The 19924-nt window shown below is 40.4% G+C and carries 18 protein-coding genes and 3 tRNA genes; 17 read left to right on the top strand and 4 right to left on the bottom strand.

The window, feature by feature from the left end; all coding sequences use genetic code 11:
- Positions 1-7: 7 nt before the first annotated feature.
- Entirely contained in the window at positions 8-613 is a 606-nt protein-coding gene (locus B3Y13_RS07965) for a DUF308 domain-containing protein (protein ID WP_296667761.1), read from the bottom strand.
- A 211-nt stretch (positions 614-824) separates the two neighbouring features.
- On the opposite strand from B3Y13_RS07965, the gene B3Y13_RS07960 reads away from it, so the two are divergent.
- From B3Y13_RS07960 to B3Y13_RS07935, 6 genes are all read left to right on the top strand, one after another.
- A tRNA-Ser gene (locus B3Y13_RS07960) sits at positions 825-909 on the top strand.
- Positions 910-927: 18 nt separating this feature from the next.
- Positions 928-1012: transfer RNA gene (locus B3Y13_RS07955), tRNA-Ser, on the top strand.
- Between the two features lie 39 nt (positions 1013-1051).
- A tRNA-Arg gene (locus B3Y13_RS07950) sits at positions 1052-1126 on the top strand.
- A gap of 150 nt (positions 1127-1276) precedes the next feature.
- On the top strand, positions 1277-1978 hold the full coding sequence (locus B3Y13_RS07945; protein WP_296667759.1) for a YkgJ family cysteine cluster protein: 702 nt from the start codon (positions 1277-1279) through the stop codon (positions 1976-1978).
- Between the two features lie 157 nt (positions 1979-2135).
- Positions 2136-2378 carry a DUF5348 domain-containing protein gene (locus tag B3Y13_RS07940; RefSeq protein WP_296018682.1) on the top strand — a complete coding sequence of 81 codons (243 nt, stop codon included), beginning with the start codon at positions 2136-2138 and terminating at the stop codon, positions 2376-2378.
- A gap of 35 nt (positions 2379-2413) precedes the next feature.
- Positions 2414-3796 carry an MATE family efflux transporter gene (locus tag B3Y13_RS07935; RefSeq protein ID WP_296018672.1) on the top strand — a complete coding sequence of 461 codons (1383 nt, stop codon included), beginning with the start codon at positions 2414-2416 and terminating at the stop codon, positions 3794-3796.
- Position 3797: 1 nt separating this feature from the next.
- On the opposite strand, the gene B3Y13_RS07930 is transcribed toward B3Y13_RS07935, so the two are convergent.
- Positions 3798-4139, bottom strand: a complete 342-nt coding sequence (locus tag B3Y13_RS07930) for a phenylpyruvate tautomerase MIF-related protein (RefSeq protein WP_273066361.1) — start codon at positions 4137-4139, stop codon at positions 3798-3800.
- A gap of 134 nt (positions 4140-4273) precedes the next feature.
- On the opposite strand from B3Y13_RS07930, the gene udp reads away from it, so the two are divergent.
- The 3 genes from udp (at position 4274) to B3Y13_RS07915 (ending at position 7730) form a co-directional block, all read left to right on the top strand.
- A complete protein-coding gene (udp, locus tag B3Y13_RS07925) occupies positions 4274-5062 on the top strand; it encodes a uridine phosphorylase (protein WP_296667757.1) in 789 nt (262 codons plus the stop codon).
- Entirely contained in the window at positions 5063-5854 is a 792-nt protein-coding gene (locus B3Y13_RS07920; RefSeq protein ID WP_296667755.1) for a tRNA1(Val) (adenine(37)-N6)-methyltransferase, read from the top strand.
- A 154-nt stretch (positions 5855-6008) separates the two neighbouring features.
- Entirely contained in the window at positions 6009-7730 is a 1722-nt protein-coding gene (locus B3Y13_RS07915) for a GGDEF domain-containing phosphodiesterase (protein ID WP_296667753.1), read from the top strand.
- Between the two features lie 69 nt (positions 7731-7799).
- Here B3Y13_RS07915 and B3Y13_RS07910 read toward each other — a convergent pair whose 3' ends face one another.
- Positions 7800-9029, bottom strand: coding sequence for a dicarboxylate/amino acid:cation symporter (locus tag B3Y13_RS07910; RefSeq protein ID WP_296693823.1), 1230 nt, complete (start codon positions 9027-9029; stop codon positions 7800-7802).
- Between the two features lie 70 nt (positions 9030-9099).
- On the opposite strand from B3Y13_RS07910, the gene B3Y13_RS07905 reads away from it, so the two are divergent.
- The 7 genes from B3Y13_RS07905 to B3Y13_RS07875 all read left to right on the top strand — a co-directional run bounded on the left by B3Y13_RS07905 (position 9100) and on the right by B3Y13_RS07875 (position 17825).
- The gene (locus B3Y13_RS07905) at positions 9100-9855 is read left to right on the top strand and encodes a hypothetical protein (RefSeq protein ID WP_296667749.1); all 756 of its coding nucleotides are present in this window, start codon (positions 9100-9102) and stop codon (positions 9853-9855) included.
- A gap of 43 nt (positions 9856-9898) precedes the next feature.
- Positions 9899-10561: an MgtC/SapB family protein gene (locus tag B3Y13_RS07900; RefSeq protein ID WP_296667748.1), complete on the top strand. Its 663-nt coding sequence runs from the start codon at positions 9899-9901 to the stop codon at positions 10559-10561.
- A gap of 66 nt (positions 10562-10627) precedes the next feature.
- Positions 10628-12445, top strand: coding sequence for a DNA repair helicase XPB (locus B3Y13_RS07895; RefSeq protein WP_296667746.1), 1818 nt, complete (start codon positions 10628-10630; stop codon positions 12443-12445).
- 77 nt (positions 12446-12522) lie between these two features.
- Positions 12523-14727: a helicase-associated domain-containing protein gene (locus B3Y13_RS07890; RefSeq protein WP_296693820.1), complete on the top strand. Its 2205-nt coding sequence runs from the start codon at positions 12523-12525 to the stop codon at positions 14725-14727.
- Between the two features lie 238 nt (positions 14728-14965).
- A complete protein-coding gene (locus B3Y13_RS07885) occupies positions 14966-15871 on the top strand; it encodes an ABC transporter permease (protein ID WP_296693816.1) in 906 nt (301 codons plus the stop codon).
- A 63-nt stretch (positions 15872-15934) separates the two neighbouring features.
- A complete protein-coding gene (locus B3Y13_RS07880) occupies positions 15935-16729 on the top strand; it encodes an ABC transporter ATP-binding protein (protein WP_296018595.1) in 795 nt (264 codons plus the stop codon).
- Between the two features lie 91 nt (positions 16730-16820).
- Positions 16821-17825: an ABC transporter substrate-binding protein gene (locus tag B3Y13_RS07875; RefSeq protein ID WP_296018586.1), complete on the top strand. Its 1005-nt coding sequence runs from the start codon at positions 16821-16823 to the stop codon at positions 17823-17825.
- 182 nt (positions 17826-18007) lie between these two features.
- On the opposite strand, the gene B3Y13_RS07870 is transcribed toward B3Y13_RS07875, so the two are convergent.
- Positions 18008-19270, bottom strand: coding sequence for a class I SAM-dependent methyltransferase (locus tag B3Y13_RS07870; protein WP_296667054.1), 1263 nt, complete (start codon positions 19268-19270; stop codon positions 18008-18010).
- Positions 19271-19468: 198 nt separating this feature from the next.
- Here B3Y13_RS07870 and B3Y13_RS07865 point away from each other — a divergent pair.
- Positions 19469-19924 (top strand): ParA family protein (locus B3Y13_RS07865; protein WP_296693814.1); only part of this gene is annotated, 456 nt, incomplete at its 3' end.

Below are 19924 nucleotides of genomic sequence, written 5' to 3'. Positions count from 1 at the left end.
TTTAGGGCTAGATATTTTTGTTGTTTTCGTTGGAATCGGTTTGTTCTGAATCGTCATGATTTTCGGTTACGACAGAATCAGGAACAACTGTAATTGGACGGTTTCTCCACTGCAAAATTGCGCTGAAAACGCCCGCAAAGATTAAGATTGCGCCGCAGATTCCCACGATTATGCCGCCTGCCGTTTTTGAAGGAATGATAAAAAGTGCGATTGCAAGAATTACAAGGACGATGGTTTCGATTAAAGACTGTTTTATCATAATGCCGTTGCGGTGAAGCTTTAAAATTCCATAAACTTCAAGTCCTGCAGAAACAAGCAGGTATCCGCCAAGCACGTAGGCCATAATTTTCCATATAACCGCCGCAGTTACAATAGGCAGAATAACAGCAACTGTTCCTACGGCAATGCTTAAAATTCCGCGTATAGTCATCATAAGGCGATAATCTGGATCTAAAACAAGGTTTCTGGTTGCAACCATTATAAAAACACCGTCAATAACAGAAGCAATTCCAAGCATAATTACTGCAAAGGCAATAAAGGTTTGCGGACTGAGCAACATTAAAAGTCCGATAACAGCAACTAAAACAGATAGTACAAATTTATTTTTATCCATATTTAAAATATAACCATACAGCCGGCTTTTAGTCTATAAAAAATCGGGTTAAACTAAAAATTGTTATTCTTATTTTGAAAAACAAGCTTTTGATTACAATTTTCTTTATTTTTGTCCAATATATCTCAACTTTTCTTAAAAAAACAAAAAAAAACACTTTTGTGTGCTTGACATAAATATTCAAAAAATATATCTTAATAGAGCATCAACTGGAGCGATGGCCGAGCGGTCGAAGGCGGCGGTCTTGAAAACCGTTATACAGCAATGTATCGGGGGTTCGAATCCCTCTCGCTCCGTTTTTTTTGATGACGCCTGGAGGTGTGGTAGAGCGGTAATACAACGGATTGCTAATCCGTCAGTTCCTTACGGGCTGGGCAGGTTCAACTCCTGTCGCCTCCGAGAAACGAACGCTTCCTTCAAAGTGTTGTTAAACTGTTTGAGATTGTAGCTCAGTTGGATTAGAGCGCCACCCTGCGGAGGTGGAGGTCGCACGTTCGAATCGTGTCAGTCTCACGAAAATTGCACCGGTCAAAAAGACCGGTTTTTTTATGCCCGTCATTGTTTTGTAATTTTTTTAATTTTTCCTTGAAAAACTCTTTTTATTTCGCTACTATTCCTGCATAAATTTATTTAATTTGGCAAAGAAGCCGTAAGAATCTTGTAATGAGCAGTTATTCTGCCTGTTACAACGTTTTTACGGCTTTTTTTATGGGTAAAAAAATGATGGTTGAAAAAATTTTAAATCAACTAAAAGGAACAAACGAAGCGGAAATTATTTTTCAGATGGAAAATGCTTATAATAAAATTTCTAATGAACAGAATAAATGGTACGAAAAATCTTGTTTTACCTGCGTAAGCGGCTGCGGTGAGTGCTGCCGGAATTTTGAGCCTGATTTGCTTGAATGTGAAGCTTTGTACATGGCGGCTTGGCTTATGGAAAATCAGCCGGAAACTGCAAATAAGATTGCAGAAGGAAAGTTTCCTTTTGAAAAAAACAAGGGCTGTCCGTTTTGGGATGAAAATGATTCATATCATTGCACAATTTACGGAGGCCGTTCCTGCATTTGCCGTCTGTTTGGCGGCTGTGGAAGCCGTTCTAAAAACGGCAAAGTTATGTTTAAACCATGCAAATTTTATCCGGCAGAAAAGTTGTCTCAGTTTAAAACTCCTCTTGCGCATAAAAATTATATGCAGGACGAAATTTTGGATATTTTTGGAACTGTTCCTCCTGTTATGAGTGATTTAATGGAAGAAGTTGAGAATTTAAATCCGCAGGTCAAACGGACAAAGCTGATTCGCGACAGTCTTCCTGAAACTGTCCGCCGTCTAAAATGGATTATTTCGATGAACGGGCAGGGGCAGTGACGTTTTTTTTGTTTCTTTGACTTTGAATTCAATTCATTTTTGTTTCTTCTCTTAATTATCCGTTTTAAGTTTGAGACAGGTTTGTTTTCTATTTCCAAAAACAGTTATTTTTAATATTCTGTAGGCAGTTGTTTAGAAAAAATATCTGGAGTTTTTTATGGAAAAAAAGGAAGGAATTCTGGTCTTTAACGAATTTGACGGAAAATTTGCAATTGCCAAGGATGAACAGAGTTTTCCTTTTACAAACATTGAATTCGGCGACAATTTTGAAGTAAAGATTGGCGATGAATGGATTCCGACAAGTTTGCAAATTTCAAACGATGAAAAAGGTAATCTGGTCTTTAAGTTTAAAGGAATAGATTACGAAGGCGACTTGACTGGTTTTGACGCCAGAATATAACATTCCGCTTTTTAGGTTTATTACATTTTTTAACTATGACACTTTTAAATTCTTCTAATTCTCTCAAAAAAAATCATCTTAAGGGCTTTTATAAAATTCTCTTTTCAATCGCAATTCCTATTATTTTGCAGAACCTTTTGCAGACTTTCGTCAATATGATGGATACTGTAATGGTCGGACGGCTTGGTTCTGTCGAAATTGCCGCTGTTGGACTTGGAAACCAAATTTTCTTTATTTTGAATATGGTTGTTTTTGGCGTTTCTTCCGGCTGTTCAATCTTTATTTCGCAGTTTTGGGGACAGGAAGATTTTAAAGGAATCCGCAAGACTTTTGGAATTATGCTGATTGTCTGCGTTTTTGTTTCGCTGGCTTTTACTGTTGCTGGAATTTTTAAGCCTGAATTTTTAATCGGACTTTATACAAAAGATTCTGTTGTTATCCAAAAAGCTTCTGAATATCTTAGAATTGTCGCTCTGAGTTATCCGCTCATGGCTGTTTCGTTTGCATGCCAAATGGCGTACCGCAGCACAGAGCATGTAATTCTTCCAATGACAACAACCGCAATTTCTTTTGTTTTGAACGTTGCCGGAAACGCAATTTTTATTTTTGGTGTTGAAAGCCTCGGAATTCCTCAGATGGGAGTTGCCGGCGCCGCTCTTGCAACTTTGATTTCCAGAACTGTTGAATTTTTTATTACGGTTTTTTACGGACGCATAAAGAAATTTGAGGCGATTGGTTCTTTTAAGGAGATGACTTCGTTCACAAAAGGTTTCCTGCTTAAACTTTTAAAAGTCGGTTTGCCTGTAATTTTTAGCGAAACTTTGTGGGGGCTTGGAATTTCAACTCAGAATTCAATTTTTGCCCATACTGGAACTGATTCTTTTGCGGCGTTCAGCATTACAAACACGATTAGCCAGTTAACCTGGGTTGTTTTTATTGGAATGGGAAATGCCGCGGCAATTATTCTTGGTAAAAAAATTGGCGCTGGCGAAAAAGAAAGCGTGCTTGCCTTTACGCACAGATTTTGCTGGTTTTTCCCGATTTTGGGCTTTGCAATCGGACTTTTTTTAATTCCGCTGAGTTATTTAATTCCTTTTATTTTTAACGTTGATGCGCATATTGTAAAAATTGCACAGTCCATGCTTTTTGCCCTCGTATTTTTGTATCCGTGGCGGGCGTTTAATATGCTTTTGATTGTCGGAATCTGCCGTTCGGGCGGAGATACGATTTTTGGAACTTTGATTGATAATGGCTGGATGTGGGCTTTTGCAATTCCTCTCGGTTACATTGCTTCGTTTAAACTTGGACTGCAGCCTTACCAGATTTTGCTTTGTCTGGAAACCGAACAGATTTTAAAAACTGTCTGCGGAATCTGGAGAATAAAATCCGGTAAGTGGCTGCATAAAATTACTGGCTAGTTTAGAAATTTCCGCCGTTCCATCCCCAGTTTTTGTAGCCGCTGTAGGTGATGTAGATTTTGTCGCCAGGAATTCCGAGCTCTTTTTCAAAAATTTCGCAAATTTTGCCGCTCATTTTTGAACTTGACTGAGAGTCTACATCGCCCAAAACTTCGACAGAAATAAATGCGCCTTTTTCGAGTTTTTTTCCGCCAAAATAAAGGTCATAATTGTCTTCAAAACCGAGCATAAGGTAGCTTTCTGGTTTTCCGAGAATTGCAACGGCTTTTCCGAGCTCTGCTTTTAAAATGTCGCGTTTTTCTTGCGGAAGAGAAACTGTCACTTTTGAATTTATCATTGGCATAAAATGCACCTCCAATTTTTTTGTTAGTACGCACATTGTATTTTAATTTTTGGCGAAAAATCAACTGAATATGTTATAATGTGAATGTTTATGCGGATTTTGCATGGCGATATTTATTTTTGAGAGGAAATTTTATGGTTGATTATGCTGAAGGTTCTGGAAAACAGTACCATACAGGCGTCGGACCTGAAGATATTGGAAAATATGTAATTTTGCCGGGCGACCCTAAGCGATGCGCAAAAATTGCCGCTCATTTTGACAATCCTCATCTTGTTGCAGATGTGCGTGAATTTACGACTTATACAGGAACACTTGAAGGTGTAAAGGTAAGTGTTACTTCGACGGGAATTGGGGGGCCTTCTGCCGCAATTGCAATTGAAGAGCTTTCAAAATGTGGAGCGTATACTTTTTTAAGAACAGGCACTTGCGGCGGAATGCAGGAAAATGTCTTGAGCGGCGATATTGTGATTGCAACTGGAGCAGTAAGAATGGAAGGCACAAGCCGCGAATTTGCTCCGATTGAGTACCCGGCAGTTCCGGACATTGAATGTGTAAATGCGCTGATTAAGGCTGCAAAGGACAAAAAAATTTCTTATCATGCAGGTGTTGTTCAGTGCAAGGATTCGTTTTTTGGACAGCATGAGCCGGAAGTTATGCCTGTAAGCTATGAACTTGAAAACAAATGGCAAGCCTGGCTTAGAATGGGCTGTCTTGCAAGCGAAATGGAAAGCGCCGCTCTCTTTATTGCAGGAAGTTTTTTGCATGTAAGAGTTGGCTCGTGCTTTCTTGTTGTAGCAAACCAGGAAAGGGCAAAAAAAGGTTTGCCAAATCCGCAGGTTCACGATACTGAGCTTTCTGTAAGCGTTGCTGTTGAAGGTTTACGGAATCTTATAAAGGAAGATTTGAAAAAAAACGGAAAATAAATGGCAGAGCGGCTGGATAAACTTCATTTGGACGGATATTCAATTTTTCAAAATAAAAAAAAGTTCTGTTATGGAATTGATGCTGTTCTTTTGGCGGATTTTGCCTTAAAAAATACAAAAAACAGAATTAAAAGTTTTGAGGCGGACAAGAATTTTTTGTTTATTGACCTTGGAACTGGAAACGGAATAATTCCAATTCTTCTTGCTGCAAAAACCGGACCGCATGTAAAAATTCAGGGAATTGAAATTCAGGCGGAAATTGCAGAAATGGCTCGCCGTTCTGTAAAAATAAATTCTCTTGAAGAGCGGATTGAAATTTCGGAAGATGATATAAAGAAAATTCCTCAAAATTTAAAAGGCGGTTTTGCGCAGGCTGTCGTTTCTAATCCGCCGTATATGGTTGTTTCTCAGGGGCGTCAGAGCGGCAATTTTGCAAAAATGGCTGCCCGCCAGGAAATTTTGTGCTGTCTTGAAGATGTTGTTCGTGCCGCAGAATTTTTGCTTGAAGGCGGCGGAAGTTTTTTTATGATTCATCGCGCTAAAAGACTGAAAGACGTTTTTTTTGCGCTTGAAAAATTCGGCTTTAAAAATATTTTTTGGCAGAACGTAAAATCTTTTAAGGAAAAAGACGCGGCAATGGTTTTGGTTATGGCAAAAAAAAGTCTGGCGAAAAAAAACAAAACTGAAATTTCTGATGATGATGAAAAAGTTCAGCTTGAAGATTTGATAATTTACGACGAAGACGGAAATTATACCCAAAAAATTTTAGAAATTTATGGCCGAAAACCTTAAAAACGCAATTAAAAATTGAAATTTATTGATTTTGGAGTTTTCCGTAAAAACTTTATAAAATTCTGTCAAAAAAAATACTAAAAAATAAACGCAAAATTAGCGAAAAAAAACAAATTATGATTTATAATAAATCTGTTATTTTTGGAGTCTTATTTTGGTTAAGAATTTTAAAGACATTTCATTCAGTTCTTTTGAAGCTCTTGTTGATATTTTGAGCGATTGCACGGATTCGTTTTTGTTTTTGCTTGATGTAAAAAATAATTCTGTTTTTATTTCTGAACAGGCCGGCGCAATCTTTGAGCTTCCCGGCAAAAAATTTCATCATGCGACCGATGTTTTGCTGAGGCTTGTCGCAGAAGAAGATCAAAGCCTTTTTTCTAAGGAACTGGATGATGTAATTTCCAGAAAAAAAGACAATTTTAATTTAAATTATCGCGCTTTAACAAAAAGCCATAATTCAACTTGGGTAAATTTGCGCGGAAAAATAGTTTGCTTTGGTGAAGAAAAAAAATCAATTTTGGTCGGAAGAATTGAAATTATCGACGATATTATTCAGCTTGACGATATTTCTAAACTTCCTACAGAAGTTCAGCTCAGAAAGGATTTTGACAAAGTCTACAAACAGGAAGAAAAGCTCAGCGGATTTATTATGAAAATCGATGTCGATAAAATGGGTGAGATAAATGAACGGCATGGAACTCGTGTCGGAGATTTTATTCTTTCTATGATTTCTGATTCTATTAAACGTAGCATAAAAAACTTTGGAGTTGCATACAAAATAAACAGCGATGAATTTATCTGCATGAACCTGAAAGGAGCTACTGCCGTTGATGCGGGCTTGTTCTATCAAGATTTAAAACGTTCCCTTGTAGAAGCTGAGCAGCGGATTGATTATGAAGAAGTTTTTACGGTTTCTGCTGGCGCAGTTGCGTTTTTTAAGGACAGTGTGCAGATTGACGATTTATTAAAAAAAGCGAATTTTACGGTTTCTGTGGCAAAAGAAAAGGGCGGAAACAACCTTGCCATGTTCAATGCTACAGATTATCTAAAACATCAGCGCAACTTAAAGCTTCAGGAAAAACTGCGTTTTGCAATTAAAAACAATTACGAAGGGTTTCAGATTTTTTATCAGCCTGTTGTGGACGCAAAGAACATTTATCTGGACAAAGACAAAACAATTACAAATGTGATTGGGGCTGAAGGGCTGATGCGCTATTCTTGTCCAGAATTCGGTGTTGTTTCTCCAGAAGAATTTATTCCGATTCTTGAAAAAACGGGGCTTATAATTCCTGTGAGCCGCTGGCTTTTTAAAACGGGATTTAAGCAGTGCTGCGAATGGAATAAAGTTCAAAAAGATTTTCATTTGAGCTTAAACCTTTCATATATTCAGGTAAAAAAAAGCGATGTTTTGACAGATGTTCAAATGGCTTTGCTGGATTCTGGCGTAAAACCGGAAAATATTACGCTTGAACTGACAGAAAGCGGTTACATGGACGATATTCATGGACTGGAAAATTTGGTTCACAGGTTCAATAAACTTGGATTAAGAGTTGACATCGATGATTTTGGAACTGGTTATTCAAATTTGCGCTATTTGCAGTATCTTAACGCTTATACCTTGAAACTTGACTATTCATTTGTACACAAGGCGACAGGAGGAGATCAGGGCGACAGCTACGTTATAAAGCACATTACGCAGATGGCGCATGAATTGAACCTGAAAGTTTGTATGGAAGGAATTGAAGTTGCCGAAGATATTGATAAATTGAAAGTTTACAATCCTGATAAGTTCCAGGGATTTTATTTTGGACGGCCTTGTACGGCTAATCAGTTCCGGGAAAAATATATTCGCTCGGATATTCGTTTTGACAGATAATAAAAAAAACTTGCGGAAAATGAAGTTTTGTGGGGAAAGACTTCATTTTCCGCAAAAATCGCATATTTTTTAGATAAAGTGCTTTAATTCTACGTGTTCAAACTGTCTTGTTTTTACAGCCACGACATAGCTTCCGAAAATCGCAGAAACTGCATCGAATGCTGCGGCAAAGCTGCAAAAAACAGGAGCGGCTGGACGCAAAAGAAGATAGGCAGATTCAAAACCACGGCTGTATATCGTGCAGAGAATTGTAAGCGCTACAAAAGTTCCTCCGGTTGGAAGAGAAGAAAGTGCAAAACTTATTGCAAGCGATGCGCCAAAAATCCACAGAATATCAAAAAAGGCGAATCCCAAACTTGAATATGAACGCAAAATCATAACAAAACAGATTGTTGTGACTAAAGACGAGCCTCCGCGCGCAAAAATTGAAAACAGCGGAATTGTAACGTCAGAAGACGGCTGGTGAACTCCCAGGCTTTCGCGGGCATGGCGAAGATTTACCTGAAGAGAAAGGTTTGAGTCGCCGGAAAAAAATGCTGTGATTATTGGAGTAATGCAGGCGTAAATTACGTGATACGGATGCTGGTCGTTGCACAAAAAATAAAGAATAAGCGGATAAATCAATCCAAGCACGAGAACAAAATCAGCCAAAAGCATTATAAAAAGAGGAGTGTATGTTCCAGAAGCAAAAACCTGGCGCGCAGAAACCATCCACCAGGCAGAAATTGCAATCATGCCGACAGAAAGCCATTCGATAAAAAATGACATAATTGAATAGCAGAGTTTTGCCGCAGAATCCAAAAATGAGATTACAGGTTTTGAAGCGCTTTGATCGGTCGTACAGCCAGCTCCTGCCAATCCTGCAAAAATAAAGCAAGGCAGGAGATATGCTCCGTGCAGCAGCGCTTCAAATCCGGAATACGGAAAAAGCTGCATTGTGAGCGTTTTAAGGTCGATCGTCGGAAGAGAAGCCATTTTTTCGCCAGTAATCGGAATTCTAGGAAGTTTTACAATTAAAATAGAAAGAAGACCGAGAAGCGCAAGAATCAGCGTTGTTCCAAAAACTGCAATTATTGTCCAAAGCGCTGTTTTTCCGAGAAGCTTTGTGCTCCTTAATTTAAAGACAGCAGTTGAAACTCCAAAAAAAAGCAGAGGAAGAAGTGTGTATCTTCCAAATCTGACAGAAAATTCACTCAGAGAAGCAACAACAGACGCTATTGCGGGGCTGTTTGTCGGAAGAATAAAAGCAGCTCCAAGTCCAAGAGCTATTGCAATCAAGTATTTTATCCAAAGTTTCATAATGAATAAAATTATATTAAAAAAATCCGCCCTTTGCCATATATAACCGGTAATGATATAATTTCTATCTATGGACAAGACAATTCTTATTGCTGGAAAAGAAGTTCCGGCCGGAAAAGATTTAGCTTCTTCTGCTGTTTTGCATGAAAGAACTGTTTTTATTACTGCCGAAAGCGATGCGGCGGATACTGGTTTGGCAGACGGTTCAAATCCTGTCGCATGGAATAAAGGTTCTGCGCTTTCTTCGCGTTCTCTTTTAATTTCTGCATCGAACAAAAACGGTCATCTTGACGAAGCGGTCTTGATTTTTGATGAAGAATATTTTGCTCCAAAATTTGGAGTTCCCGGTCCTGCCGAAAGCACACGTGCCTGCGACGAATTGGTTTTGGGCTATCAATATTTGGCTGCGGAACTTTTATTGCGCTTTAATCAGCGAAAAATTGCCGGCTTAGAAAAAAATCCCGGAAAAATTGTTTTTGTCTATAAGCCAAACGTGAATGAAGCGGATGCCGTAAAAAATCCAAATCTCCGTCTTGAAAACCGGATTCTTTCTAAAACTCTTGTTGCTTCGGCTTCGGCGGCATTTAGAGCGTTTGCTGAAAATTTTGCGGCTTCAGTTTGCGAATCGGACGACGTTATTCCAATTTTGGTTGAATGTGATTCTTCTAACGAGCTTTCAAAAAACGACAGTTCTTTTATGGCCTGGCTTTGCGAATATCTTTCTAAAATTGACGGCTTAAAAAAGGAACTTTCTGCAAAACAGAAAGTGAGCTGGATAAAGGCAGGAGCAAAAGTTCCCGGGGGATTTGGAATTTTTAAAAAATAGGGAAGTTCAAAAAAAATAACTGCCTGAGTTGCTTGGATTTTTTATGAGTGATTTTTTTATTTCTTGTGTGTTTAAAATTATTTTGTCGTTTATTGCAGGCTTTATTTTTGGCCTGGAACGAAAATTTCGCCAGCAGGTTGTTGGAATGCGCACTTTAATTTTAATCTGCTGTTCTTCGTCTATGCTTTCGATTTTGTCTGAATGGATTTCAATTCAAAGTGGAGCGGCGGACACTGCGCGTATTGCTGCCGGTGTAATCAGCGGAATTGGTTTTTTAGGCGCCGGCGTAATTATGAAAACCGGACTCAACGTAAAAGGTTTGACTTCGGCGGCTGTTATTTGGGCGGACTCGACAATCGGGCTTTGTATTGGAGAAGGTCTTTATATTCCTTCGTTTTTTCTTTTGGCTGTTTTTATTCTGTCGCTGGTCTTGCTCGAAAAGATTGAAAAAAGATGGTTTCCGGCAGGACGCTCAAAATCGCTTCATCTTACTTTTAATGTCGGAAAAATGGACATGGCGCATTTGCGGAAAGTTGTTGTTGAAACAGGTTTTGTGATTAACGATGTGAATATTACACAGCTGCTCGAAACAGAGCAGACAATTGTCCATTATTCTGTGAGCGCTCCAAAAATCAACGACTATTCAAAATTTATTGATGAATTGAATAAGGTTGCGCCTCTTTTGGAAGTTTCGATTACAGGTTGATAAATGCGAATTAAAGCAATTGCGAATGATTGAATAAACTTTTTTAATCGCCTAGAATAATCTGTTATGCAATTTGATAATCCGTTAATTGTTCAAAGTGACAGAACTCTGCTTCTTGATGTACATGCTCCGCGCGCAGCCGAATGCCGCAATGCGCTGATTCCCTTTGCCGAACTTGAACGGTCTCCCGAACATTTGCATACTTACCGTTTAACTGCGCTTTCTTTGTGGAATGCCTCCGGCGCAGGCTTTAAACCAGAACAGGCGATTGGTGTTCTTAAAGAATTTTCCCGTTACGATGTGCCGCAGTCTGTCGAGCAGTGGATTTTGGAAACTGCCGGCCGTTTTGGAAAACTTCGTCTTGTTCAAGGTCCGAAAATTGAAGTTCCTTTGACTGCGGCTAACCCTGAAGGCAAAAAAGACCCTAAACAGATTACGGAAGAATATTTGTATTTGGTGACGGAAAGTTCTCTTGTTTACCGCGAAATTGCCGCCTGCAGCGTTGGAAAAAAAATGCTGACTGAGTGTCAGTACGAAGAGCCTTCCGGAATAAGCGAAGATAAAAAAGTAAAGGTTTCCGAAAACGAAAAACACAACTGCTTTATGCTGCATTTGACCGACCGTGGAACTGTAAAACAGGACTTGCTGAGACTTGGCTGGCCTGTAAAAGACGACGTTCCTCTGGCAGAAGGCGAACCATTGGAAGTGAACCTTCGGAAAGTGACGAATTCTGGGCGCCCTTTCGAACTTCGCAATTACCAAAAAGAAGCGGCTGTGGCTCTTGTTGGCGACAAAGGTCCTGGAACCGGGTTTGGCACTATTGTTCTTCCTTGCGGGGCAGGAAAAACAGTTGTCGGCATGACGGTAATGGATTTATTAAAGACCAGCACGCTGATTATTACGACAAATATTTCTGCTGTGCACCAGTGGATTGAAGAACTTGTCGATAAAACCGACCTTCCGCGCGATATGATTGCAGAATATACTGGAGAAAACAAAGTTATAAAGCCTGTTACCGTTGCAACTTATCAAATTTTAACATGGCGGCCGGAAAAAGACGGACCTTATCCGCATTTTGCGCTTTTTAGGCAGCGCAATTGGGGGCTTATAATTTACGACGAAGTGCACATGCTTCCGGCTCCTGTTTTTCGCGTGACGGCAGAAATTCAGGCGATTCGTCGTGTAGGACTTACTGCGACTTTGGTGCGCGAAGACGGATGTGAAGGAAACGTTTTTAGCCTTGTTGGTCCAAAACGCTACGATGTTCCGTGGAAAGACCTTGAAGCTACGGGCTGGATTGCTTCTGCCGAATGTATTGAGTTGCGTCTGGATTTGAGCAGCGAAAAAGAGCTTGAATATGCAGTTTCTCCTCTAAGAAAAAAACATCGGATTGCAAGCGAAAATCCCGAAAAATATAAAATTGTTGAAAAACTCGTAAAAGAGAATCCCGAAGACAAAATTCTGATTATTGGGCAGTATCTGGAACAGCTTGGCGAAATTGCAAAAATGCTGAAAGTGCCTGTCATAACTGGAAAAACTCAAAATGAAGAGCGCGATCAGATTTATGCGAAATTCCGGTCTGGTGAAATTCGTGTTCTGGTTGTTTCAAAAGTTGCAAATTTTGCAATTGATTTGCCAGACGCAAGCATGGCAATTCAAGTGAGCGGAACTTTTGGAAGCCGTCAGGAAGAAGCGCAGCGTCTTGGCAGAATTCTGCGTCCGAAAGAGCGAAAAAGCCGTTTTTTTACGCTGATTACGCGGAATACGGTCGAGGAAGACTTTGGTTCTAATCGTCAGAAATTTCTGGCGGAACAAGGATATGCTTACCGCGTCGTGAGAGTTTCCAATTCAACAGAACTGGTGCTTTCAGATTGCTGTAATTAAAAAATGCGGTTGTTGAGCTGAACGGATTTATGCCGTCAGAAACATCAAAAAAAACATACTTTTTGAGGGGGAATAAAATGATAAAAGTTGATCCTAAGGTTCAGAGAATAATTGACTGGAGAGAAAGTTTTATTACTTTGCCGGATAATCACTTTTTTGAGCTTATTAGAATGTATTTGGGCGAAATTCATTCCCCGTTCAACAAACAAAAGCTTATTGAACAGCTCGGCGCATTTTTGAGAAAAGAAGAAAACCGCCGCACAATCATAAATTTGCTGTCTGAAAGCGATATTTTAATTCTTGCCGCTGTTTATTATATTCCAAATGCGACAACCGAAAAACTTTCCAATTTTTTTGACAAAACAATCAATTTTGCAAAACTTTATGAAAGGCTTTTGAATCTTGAAGAAAGGCTCTTGATTTACCGCCACGGCGACAAAAATACGCGCAAAACCCTGATTTCGTTAAATCCTATGCTCGAAGATGAAATTCTTCCGCTTCTCAGCAAAAAAATTCTCTTGCCATTGCCTGTTCTCGAAACTCGAAACGAAGAAGTTCCTCCATCGCTTACGCCGGAAAAGCTTGCTGCCTTTGTAAATTTTGTCTGCACAAATCCAGGACTTTGCAAGGCGGACGGAACTATAAAAAAACGCGATTGCGAAAAACTTGAAGAAATCTTCGGTTCTGGAACTGCGCCTGTTTTTCAGCATATTTTTACTGCTTTTATAAATCTTTCGCTCGTAAAAGAAGATTTGAACGGTTATGAAATCGACAGTGCAAGGCTAAAATCTTTTGCCGGGCTTGACGAAAAACTTCAGTACGCTTATTTATGCGTTGCTGGAATTGGACGCTTTAGCCGCACCTCTCTTATGAGCCAGGCAAAACTTCTTCTCGAAACCGCAAATTCTCTGCCGGCGACAGGTTTTGCGCGCACCAGCGTTTTAAGAACGGCATTTTTGCTTTTTGAAAAAGAACCTTCTGCATTTTCTTCGTCGGAACGTGCTTTTGGAGGAGGTCGTTTTAATTCGATTTTGGCACGCGCTCAGGGAGAAGATGAAAATTCCTCTTCAAATTCGATTTTGGAAAATCCGTCTGCGGTTATGGACAGACTCTGCGACAGCGCCGCAATGTTTGGAATTTTGCAGGAATACGGAAAGGACGAAAACGGCGAAACTGTTTTTGTAAAAGGCGGAATTCTTTTTAAGAAGACAGTTTCTGGCGCAGGAATTGGAGCTGAGCCTGAGCTTCCTAAAGTTTTGAATATTGATCCAGCCTTTAATGTTACGGTTTTTCCGGGGCTTCCTCTGAAAGAGCTTTTACCGCTTATGAGAATTATGGACTTAAAGCAGTTTGATACTGCCGCGGTTTTTGAAATTACCAGAAAATCCATAATGCGCGCTTTGGACAGCGGTTTTGGCGAAAAAGAAATTTTAGAAATTATAAAGAAATTCTGCGCTTATGAACTTCCGGAAAATCTTCTTGTGAGCATTGAGGACTGGAGCAATTCATATTCTTCTGCGAATTTGTACAAAGGCTATGTTCTAAAAGTTGATGAAAAAAGCACAGTCTTGGTTCAGAACAATCCTTCGATCTCTCCAAAAATTTCTAAAATTATTGCACCCGGCGCATTTTTGCTGAATGTTGCTTCGGACGAAGAAGCGCAAAACCTGATAAAAGAGAGCGGACTGGACTTTATCGGAAGCATTCAGACGCCAAAAAGCGAATTTTCCGGACCGGCTTTTCCTGTTTTTGAAATAAACAGAACAGCCGGCAGCGCGCTTTTGGGCGGCGGAACAGCACAGCTTAGGAGCGGAGCAATTTCTGAAAGCGATGGAAGCGACAGTTACGGAGTTATAACTACGGACGAGGAAAGAAAAGAGCATTTTGATATGCTCCGCGGACTTTTGGACAAAATGGCGATTACTCCGGAGCAGAGGGAAGGGCTTTTGCTCAGAATAAACAGAAAAATTATTTTGACTCCCCAGCAGCTCAATGCAGACAGCGTAAAACTCGAACAAATTGAAGCGAACGGAATGGATTATCAGGGAAAAGTTCATGTTGCGGAAAGCGCGATTACTCAGAATATGATGCTTGAACTTGAATACGACGACAAAAAAATGCCGGACGGACTGGCAGTAATTGTCGGAACTCCAGTTTCTGTAGAAAAAAATCCGGTGGACAGCGTTGTTCATCTTGTCGTTGAGCCTGAACACGAAGAAAGAGCTTTTTCTCTCGGACAGGCACGCAACGTAAAGCGGATCCGCGGTTCGGTTTTAAGATAAATTGAAAAATTGTCCGTACGGCAAAATAAAAAAATGTTTTTTTTGTGCGGAGATTTTTTGTTTGACCGGAAAACTTAGCCCGGATCGCCACGGAAAGACCGGACGAGCGGAGCGAAGGAGGACTTGCAGTAAGAGCCGGATAAGACGGAAAATTGCGCTCCAAAATAAAAACTGACAAAATTTCAAAAATCTGTTACTCTTTATAAGAACAAAATTTTACTGAAAACGGACACAAAAAATGATTTCTGGAATTTTAATCGAAGGTTTTATTTACGGCATTATGGTTTTGGGCGTTTTTATGACTTTTCGCGTCCTTAACTTTTGCGACATGACGGTTGACGGTTCTTTTCCGATGGGCGCGTGTATTCTTGCTGCATGCCTTACTCACGGGATTTCGCCTTCTTGCGCGCTTGTGATTGCTTTTTGTGGCGGCGCGGCTGCCGGTCTTTTTACCACTTTGATTTATTCAAAACTGCGGATTCCTGATCTTTTAGCCGGAATTCTGGTTATGACAATGCTTTATTCCGTGAACTTGCGGATTATGTCGAACCAGGCAAATGTTTCTTTGTTGCGGCTCAATACGATTTTTAAAAGTCTTTCCAGGGCTTTTCCTGCTGCCGGCGACTGGTCAATCGTGATTTTTGTTGCGGTTTTTGTCGCAATCCTTACTTTTTTGCTCAACACTTTTTTTTCTACAGATTTTGGCTTGACGATGGGCGCTTTAGGTTCTAATCCGCAGATGGTGATTAGCCAGGGAGTTGATCCGCGTTTTGTGCGTGCTGTTGGGATTTGCCTTGGAGACGCAATGGCCGCTCTTTCTGGAGCGATGTTTGCAATGTATCAGGGATTTGCCGATGTTGGAAGCGGAACTGGAGTTGTGGTTTCGGGGCTTGCTTCTCTTATGCTTGGTGAATTTTTGATTCGTTCAAACAAAATCGGCTGGCAGACTTTCCGCGTAATTCTCGGTTCAATTTTGTACCGCGCGCTTATGTACGTTGCCCGGCGTTATGGAAGCGCTGTTGGACTTGGTCCGAACGACTTAAAGCTTATTACCGGACTTTTAATAATAGTCTGCCTGATAATTTCAAAAACGAATATTAGCGCATATTTTAAAGAACACTTAAAAAGGCCTTCTGTAAGCTGAAAATTGGGAGAAACATTAAAGGCCAATAAAAACTTTGCCTAAACTTCATTATGGGAGAAAACGATGCTTGAATTAAAAGATATTGGAATTACATTTAATGCGCATTCGCCGGACGAAAACAAAGCTTTGTCGGGAATAAATTTAAAAATTAACCGCGGAGATTTTATAACTGTAATTGGTTCAAACGGAGCCGGAAAATCAACTCTTTACAATATAATTGCAGGAACTTTAAAGCCGACCACCGGGAAAATTTTTCTTGAACAGAACGGCGCTGTCCGTGATATAACCGGTGATCCTGAATACAAGCGCGCCCGCTACATTGGACGCATTTTTCAAAATCCTCTTTTGGGAACAGCCGGAAAAATGAAGCTTGAAGACAATATGGTGATTTCCAGCAAAAAAGGAAACAAAGGCTTAAAAATTTCGCTGAATAACCGTCTTCGCGAGCAGTTCCGCGAACAGCTTAAAGAGCTCAATATGGGACTCGAAAACCGCCTAAACGACAATGTTGAACAGTTTTCCGGCGGCCAGAGACAGGCTCTTACGCTTTTGATGGCGGTTATGAGCAAGCCGGATCTGCTTTTGCTTGATGAGCATACTGCCGCCCTCGACCCGGCAAATGCCGACCTTGTAATGCAGCTTACTCTCAAATTTACACGCGAAATGGGACTTACAACGATGATGGTTACTCATAATATGCAGCACGCGCTCGATTACGGAAACCGCCTCATCATGATGCACAAAGGGCAGATAATTCTGGACATAAACGGCGAGCAGAAAAAAAATCTTACAATGGAAGACTTAATCGCCCAGTTTAAAAAAATACAGGTTTCAAACGACGCATTGATGCTTCAGTAAAATTAAAAAAAACGCAAAAAAAAATTCTTCTTGACATAATGTTTCTATTTATAGTAACATTGTGGAGTAATCACTTTTTTGGAGGAATTTTATGAAACTCGTAAATAAGATTGTTTTTTCTGCAATTGCTGCGGCCTTGCTTTTTGGAACTCTTTCATGCTCAAAAAAATCAGCAAAGTCTGAGAAAAAAGTAAAGATTGGAATTGCAAAAATCGTTCAGCACGTTGCTTTGGATTCTGTTGAACAGGGCATTATCGATTATTTAAAAGATAACGGAGTTGATGCGGAATACGACTTGCAGAATGCAAACGGCGATGTAAACACAGCCGCACAGATTGCGCTCAAATACAAGGACGAAAATGTGGATGTTGCCGTAGGAATTGCAACTCCTGTAGCGCTCGCCCTTGCAAATTCAATAAAAGATATTCCTGTAGTATTTGGAACAATTACAGATCCTCTCGGCGCTGGACTTGTAACAACTCTTGACCACGGCGAAGGAAACGTTACCGGCATGAGCGACGCGATTCCGACAGAACAGCACATTGCGCTTTTTAAGGAAATTGCCGGAATCAAGACACTTGGCTACATCTACACATCGAGCGAGGCAAATTCCGTTTCTTCCCTCGAACTTGTAAAAAATGCCTGCCAGAAACTCGGACTTAACCTTGTGACTCAGTCAATTACAAATTCAAGCGAAGTAAAACAGGCGGCAGAAACAATCGTAGACCGCGTTGACGGAATTTATCTTACAACAGACAATACCGTTTTTAGCGCCCTTTCCAGCCTTATTCAGGTTTTTGAAAAGGCAAAAAAGCCGATTTTCTCCGGGGACGTGACTGGCGCAATGAACGGCGGATGTGTAATCGCTTCCGGATTTAACTATTACAAGGCTGGCCGTGCAACCGGCGAAATGGTTCTTCAGATTTTGAACGGCAAAAAACCGTCAGAACTTCCAGTCCGCTTTATGACAGAGCCAGAAGATTTTGACCTTTTGTTTGACCTGGATGCGGCAAAAAACTGCGGAATCGAAATTCCTAAAAAATATCTCGACACAGCAAGCATGATTTTTGAAAACGGAAAGCTTATCCAAAAGTAAAAAATCTGCAAAAAGCTAATTAGCCCAAATGTCGAGTTTTGATAAGAACAGTAATTTAAGTGTCATTCCCGTGCTACGACACTGCGATGTTTACGCAGTAAACTCGGTCAGGAATCTGTTGGAAATTTTCAATTGATTATCGGATCAAGCCCGATAATGACATTAAATTATAAAACTCGAAATTAAGGGTAATTAAGAAGATTTTCTAAAGTCTGATTTACACCAAGTTCCTGTAAAATTTTGCAGGAACTTTTTTTTGCGCCGGCTTCCTCTTCAAAGCCGGATTTTTTTATTGCGCGGATCATAAGGTTTTTTGGAGTGCCTTCGTCGTCAATAAATTCAACCATCTGCACTTTGTATCCGGAATTTTCCAAAAGCTCGCCACGGACAGCATCCGTAACAAGCGCAGAAAAACGCTCTTTTATAAGCCCGTATCTTAAAAGAGGTTCAAAAATCGAATTTTCACCGGCTTTATTTTTTTTAAGCTGCAAATTTATTTCGTGCTGGCAGCAAGGCACAGAAAGAATCGCAGACGCGCCTTTTTTTATTGCGTAGCTTAAGGCGTAGTCGGTCGCAGTGTCGCAGGCGTGCAGGGTGATTATAATGTCCGGTTTTTTGTCCTCTCCAAATTCAGCAATGTCGCCGACCGCAAAGCTCAAATTTTTAAGGCCAAGCTCGTCCGAAAGTCTTGAGCAGTATTCAATTACGTCTTTTTTTAAATCCAGCCCGAAAATTTTGCACGGAACTTTTAAAATTTCAGTCAAAAAATACTGAACTGCAAACGTCAGATAGCTTTTTCCAGAGCCAAAATCAACGACGCTCAGTTCTCCGCCAGCTTTTTTTGCCAAAACTTCGAGAGCCGCGTCCTTAAAAATTTCCAAAAAACGGTTAATTTGCCGGAATTTGTCGTATTTTGCCGCAATAACCCTGCCTTCCGCCGTCATAATTCCGAGCCGCGCCAAAAACGGAACAGGTTTTCCCTCCGGAAGAATGTAATTTTTCTTTTTGTTAAAAGATTTTCCGGTTAAAAGATTTTTGTATGGAATTGGGCGTTCCCCTGCCGGGTCGGGTGTTCCACCGTTGTCATTGCCTTCGGCAACGCCTTGCGGCGCGGTTCCACCCCCTAACGCATTTTTGTCTTTTATTTTTTTTACAAGACGGGTAACTTCGCCTTTTTTGTTTGCAAGAAGCGTAATTTCTTCGGTTTCTGTGCGTTCAATGCAGTTTTTAAAATTTGCAGGAACGTTTTTTTTGATAAATTCTATAGCTTCCTCGGCGTTCATTTTTTTATGAAAAACCTGGGTTTTTGTGTAAAATTCGGCAAGATAGAGATTTTGCGCCAGTTTCGAAGAAACAGAAAGTTTAATTTTTACCCGGATATAAGAATTTTCCGGGTTGTCATTTGTTTTTTTTGCAGGTTTAGAAAGTGTCGCGGATAAAAGCATAGCTTGTATTTTATCCAAAAAGCGTCAGCGATGATAGCAGCGCGAAGCGTTCCTGAGGGCGTAGCGCTCAGGAATGGAGGCGAAAGCCGGAACTGCGGCCGTAGCGACCCGCAAGGCGGGGGACGCCCAAAACTGAGAAACAAAAAATGTTTCTCAAAGGACTGTATTTTTAATGTCGTTTTGCGGTATAGTATTTATATGGGAAAAATTATTGTTTTTGTTAATCAGAAGGGTGGCGTTGGCAAAACAACTTCTGCCATAAACATTGGAGCGTATATTGCAAAGGCAGGAAAAAAAGTTCTGCTTGTTGATTTTGACTCTCAGGGAAATATGTCCAGTGGCGTTGGCGCAAAAAAAGATAAACCTACGATTTATGAGCTTCTTGCCGGTCAATGTGCTTGTGAGCAGGCTGTAAAAAATACTCCGGTTGAAAATCTCGACGCAATCACCGCAGATACAGACCTTTCTGGCGCTGCAATCGAGCTTGTTGATGAAGAAAACCGTGAATTTTTCTTAAAAAAGGCGCTTGAGCCGCTTAGAGAAAAATATGACTTTATTCTTATCGACTGTCCTCCGTCGCTCGGAATTTTAACTCTTAACGGACTTGCCGCCGCAGATTCTGTAATTGTTCCTATGCAGTGCGAATATTTTGCT

Origin of the sequence: Treponema sp. UBA7567 (assembly GCF_002476655.1) — a bacterium.
GTDB lineage: Bacteria > Spirochaetota > Spirochaetia > Treponematales > Treponemataceae > Treponema_D.
Note: the sequence above shows the minus strand (reverse complement) of the source record. Positions and strands in the feature narration are given on the sequence as shown.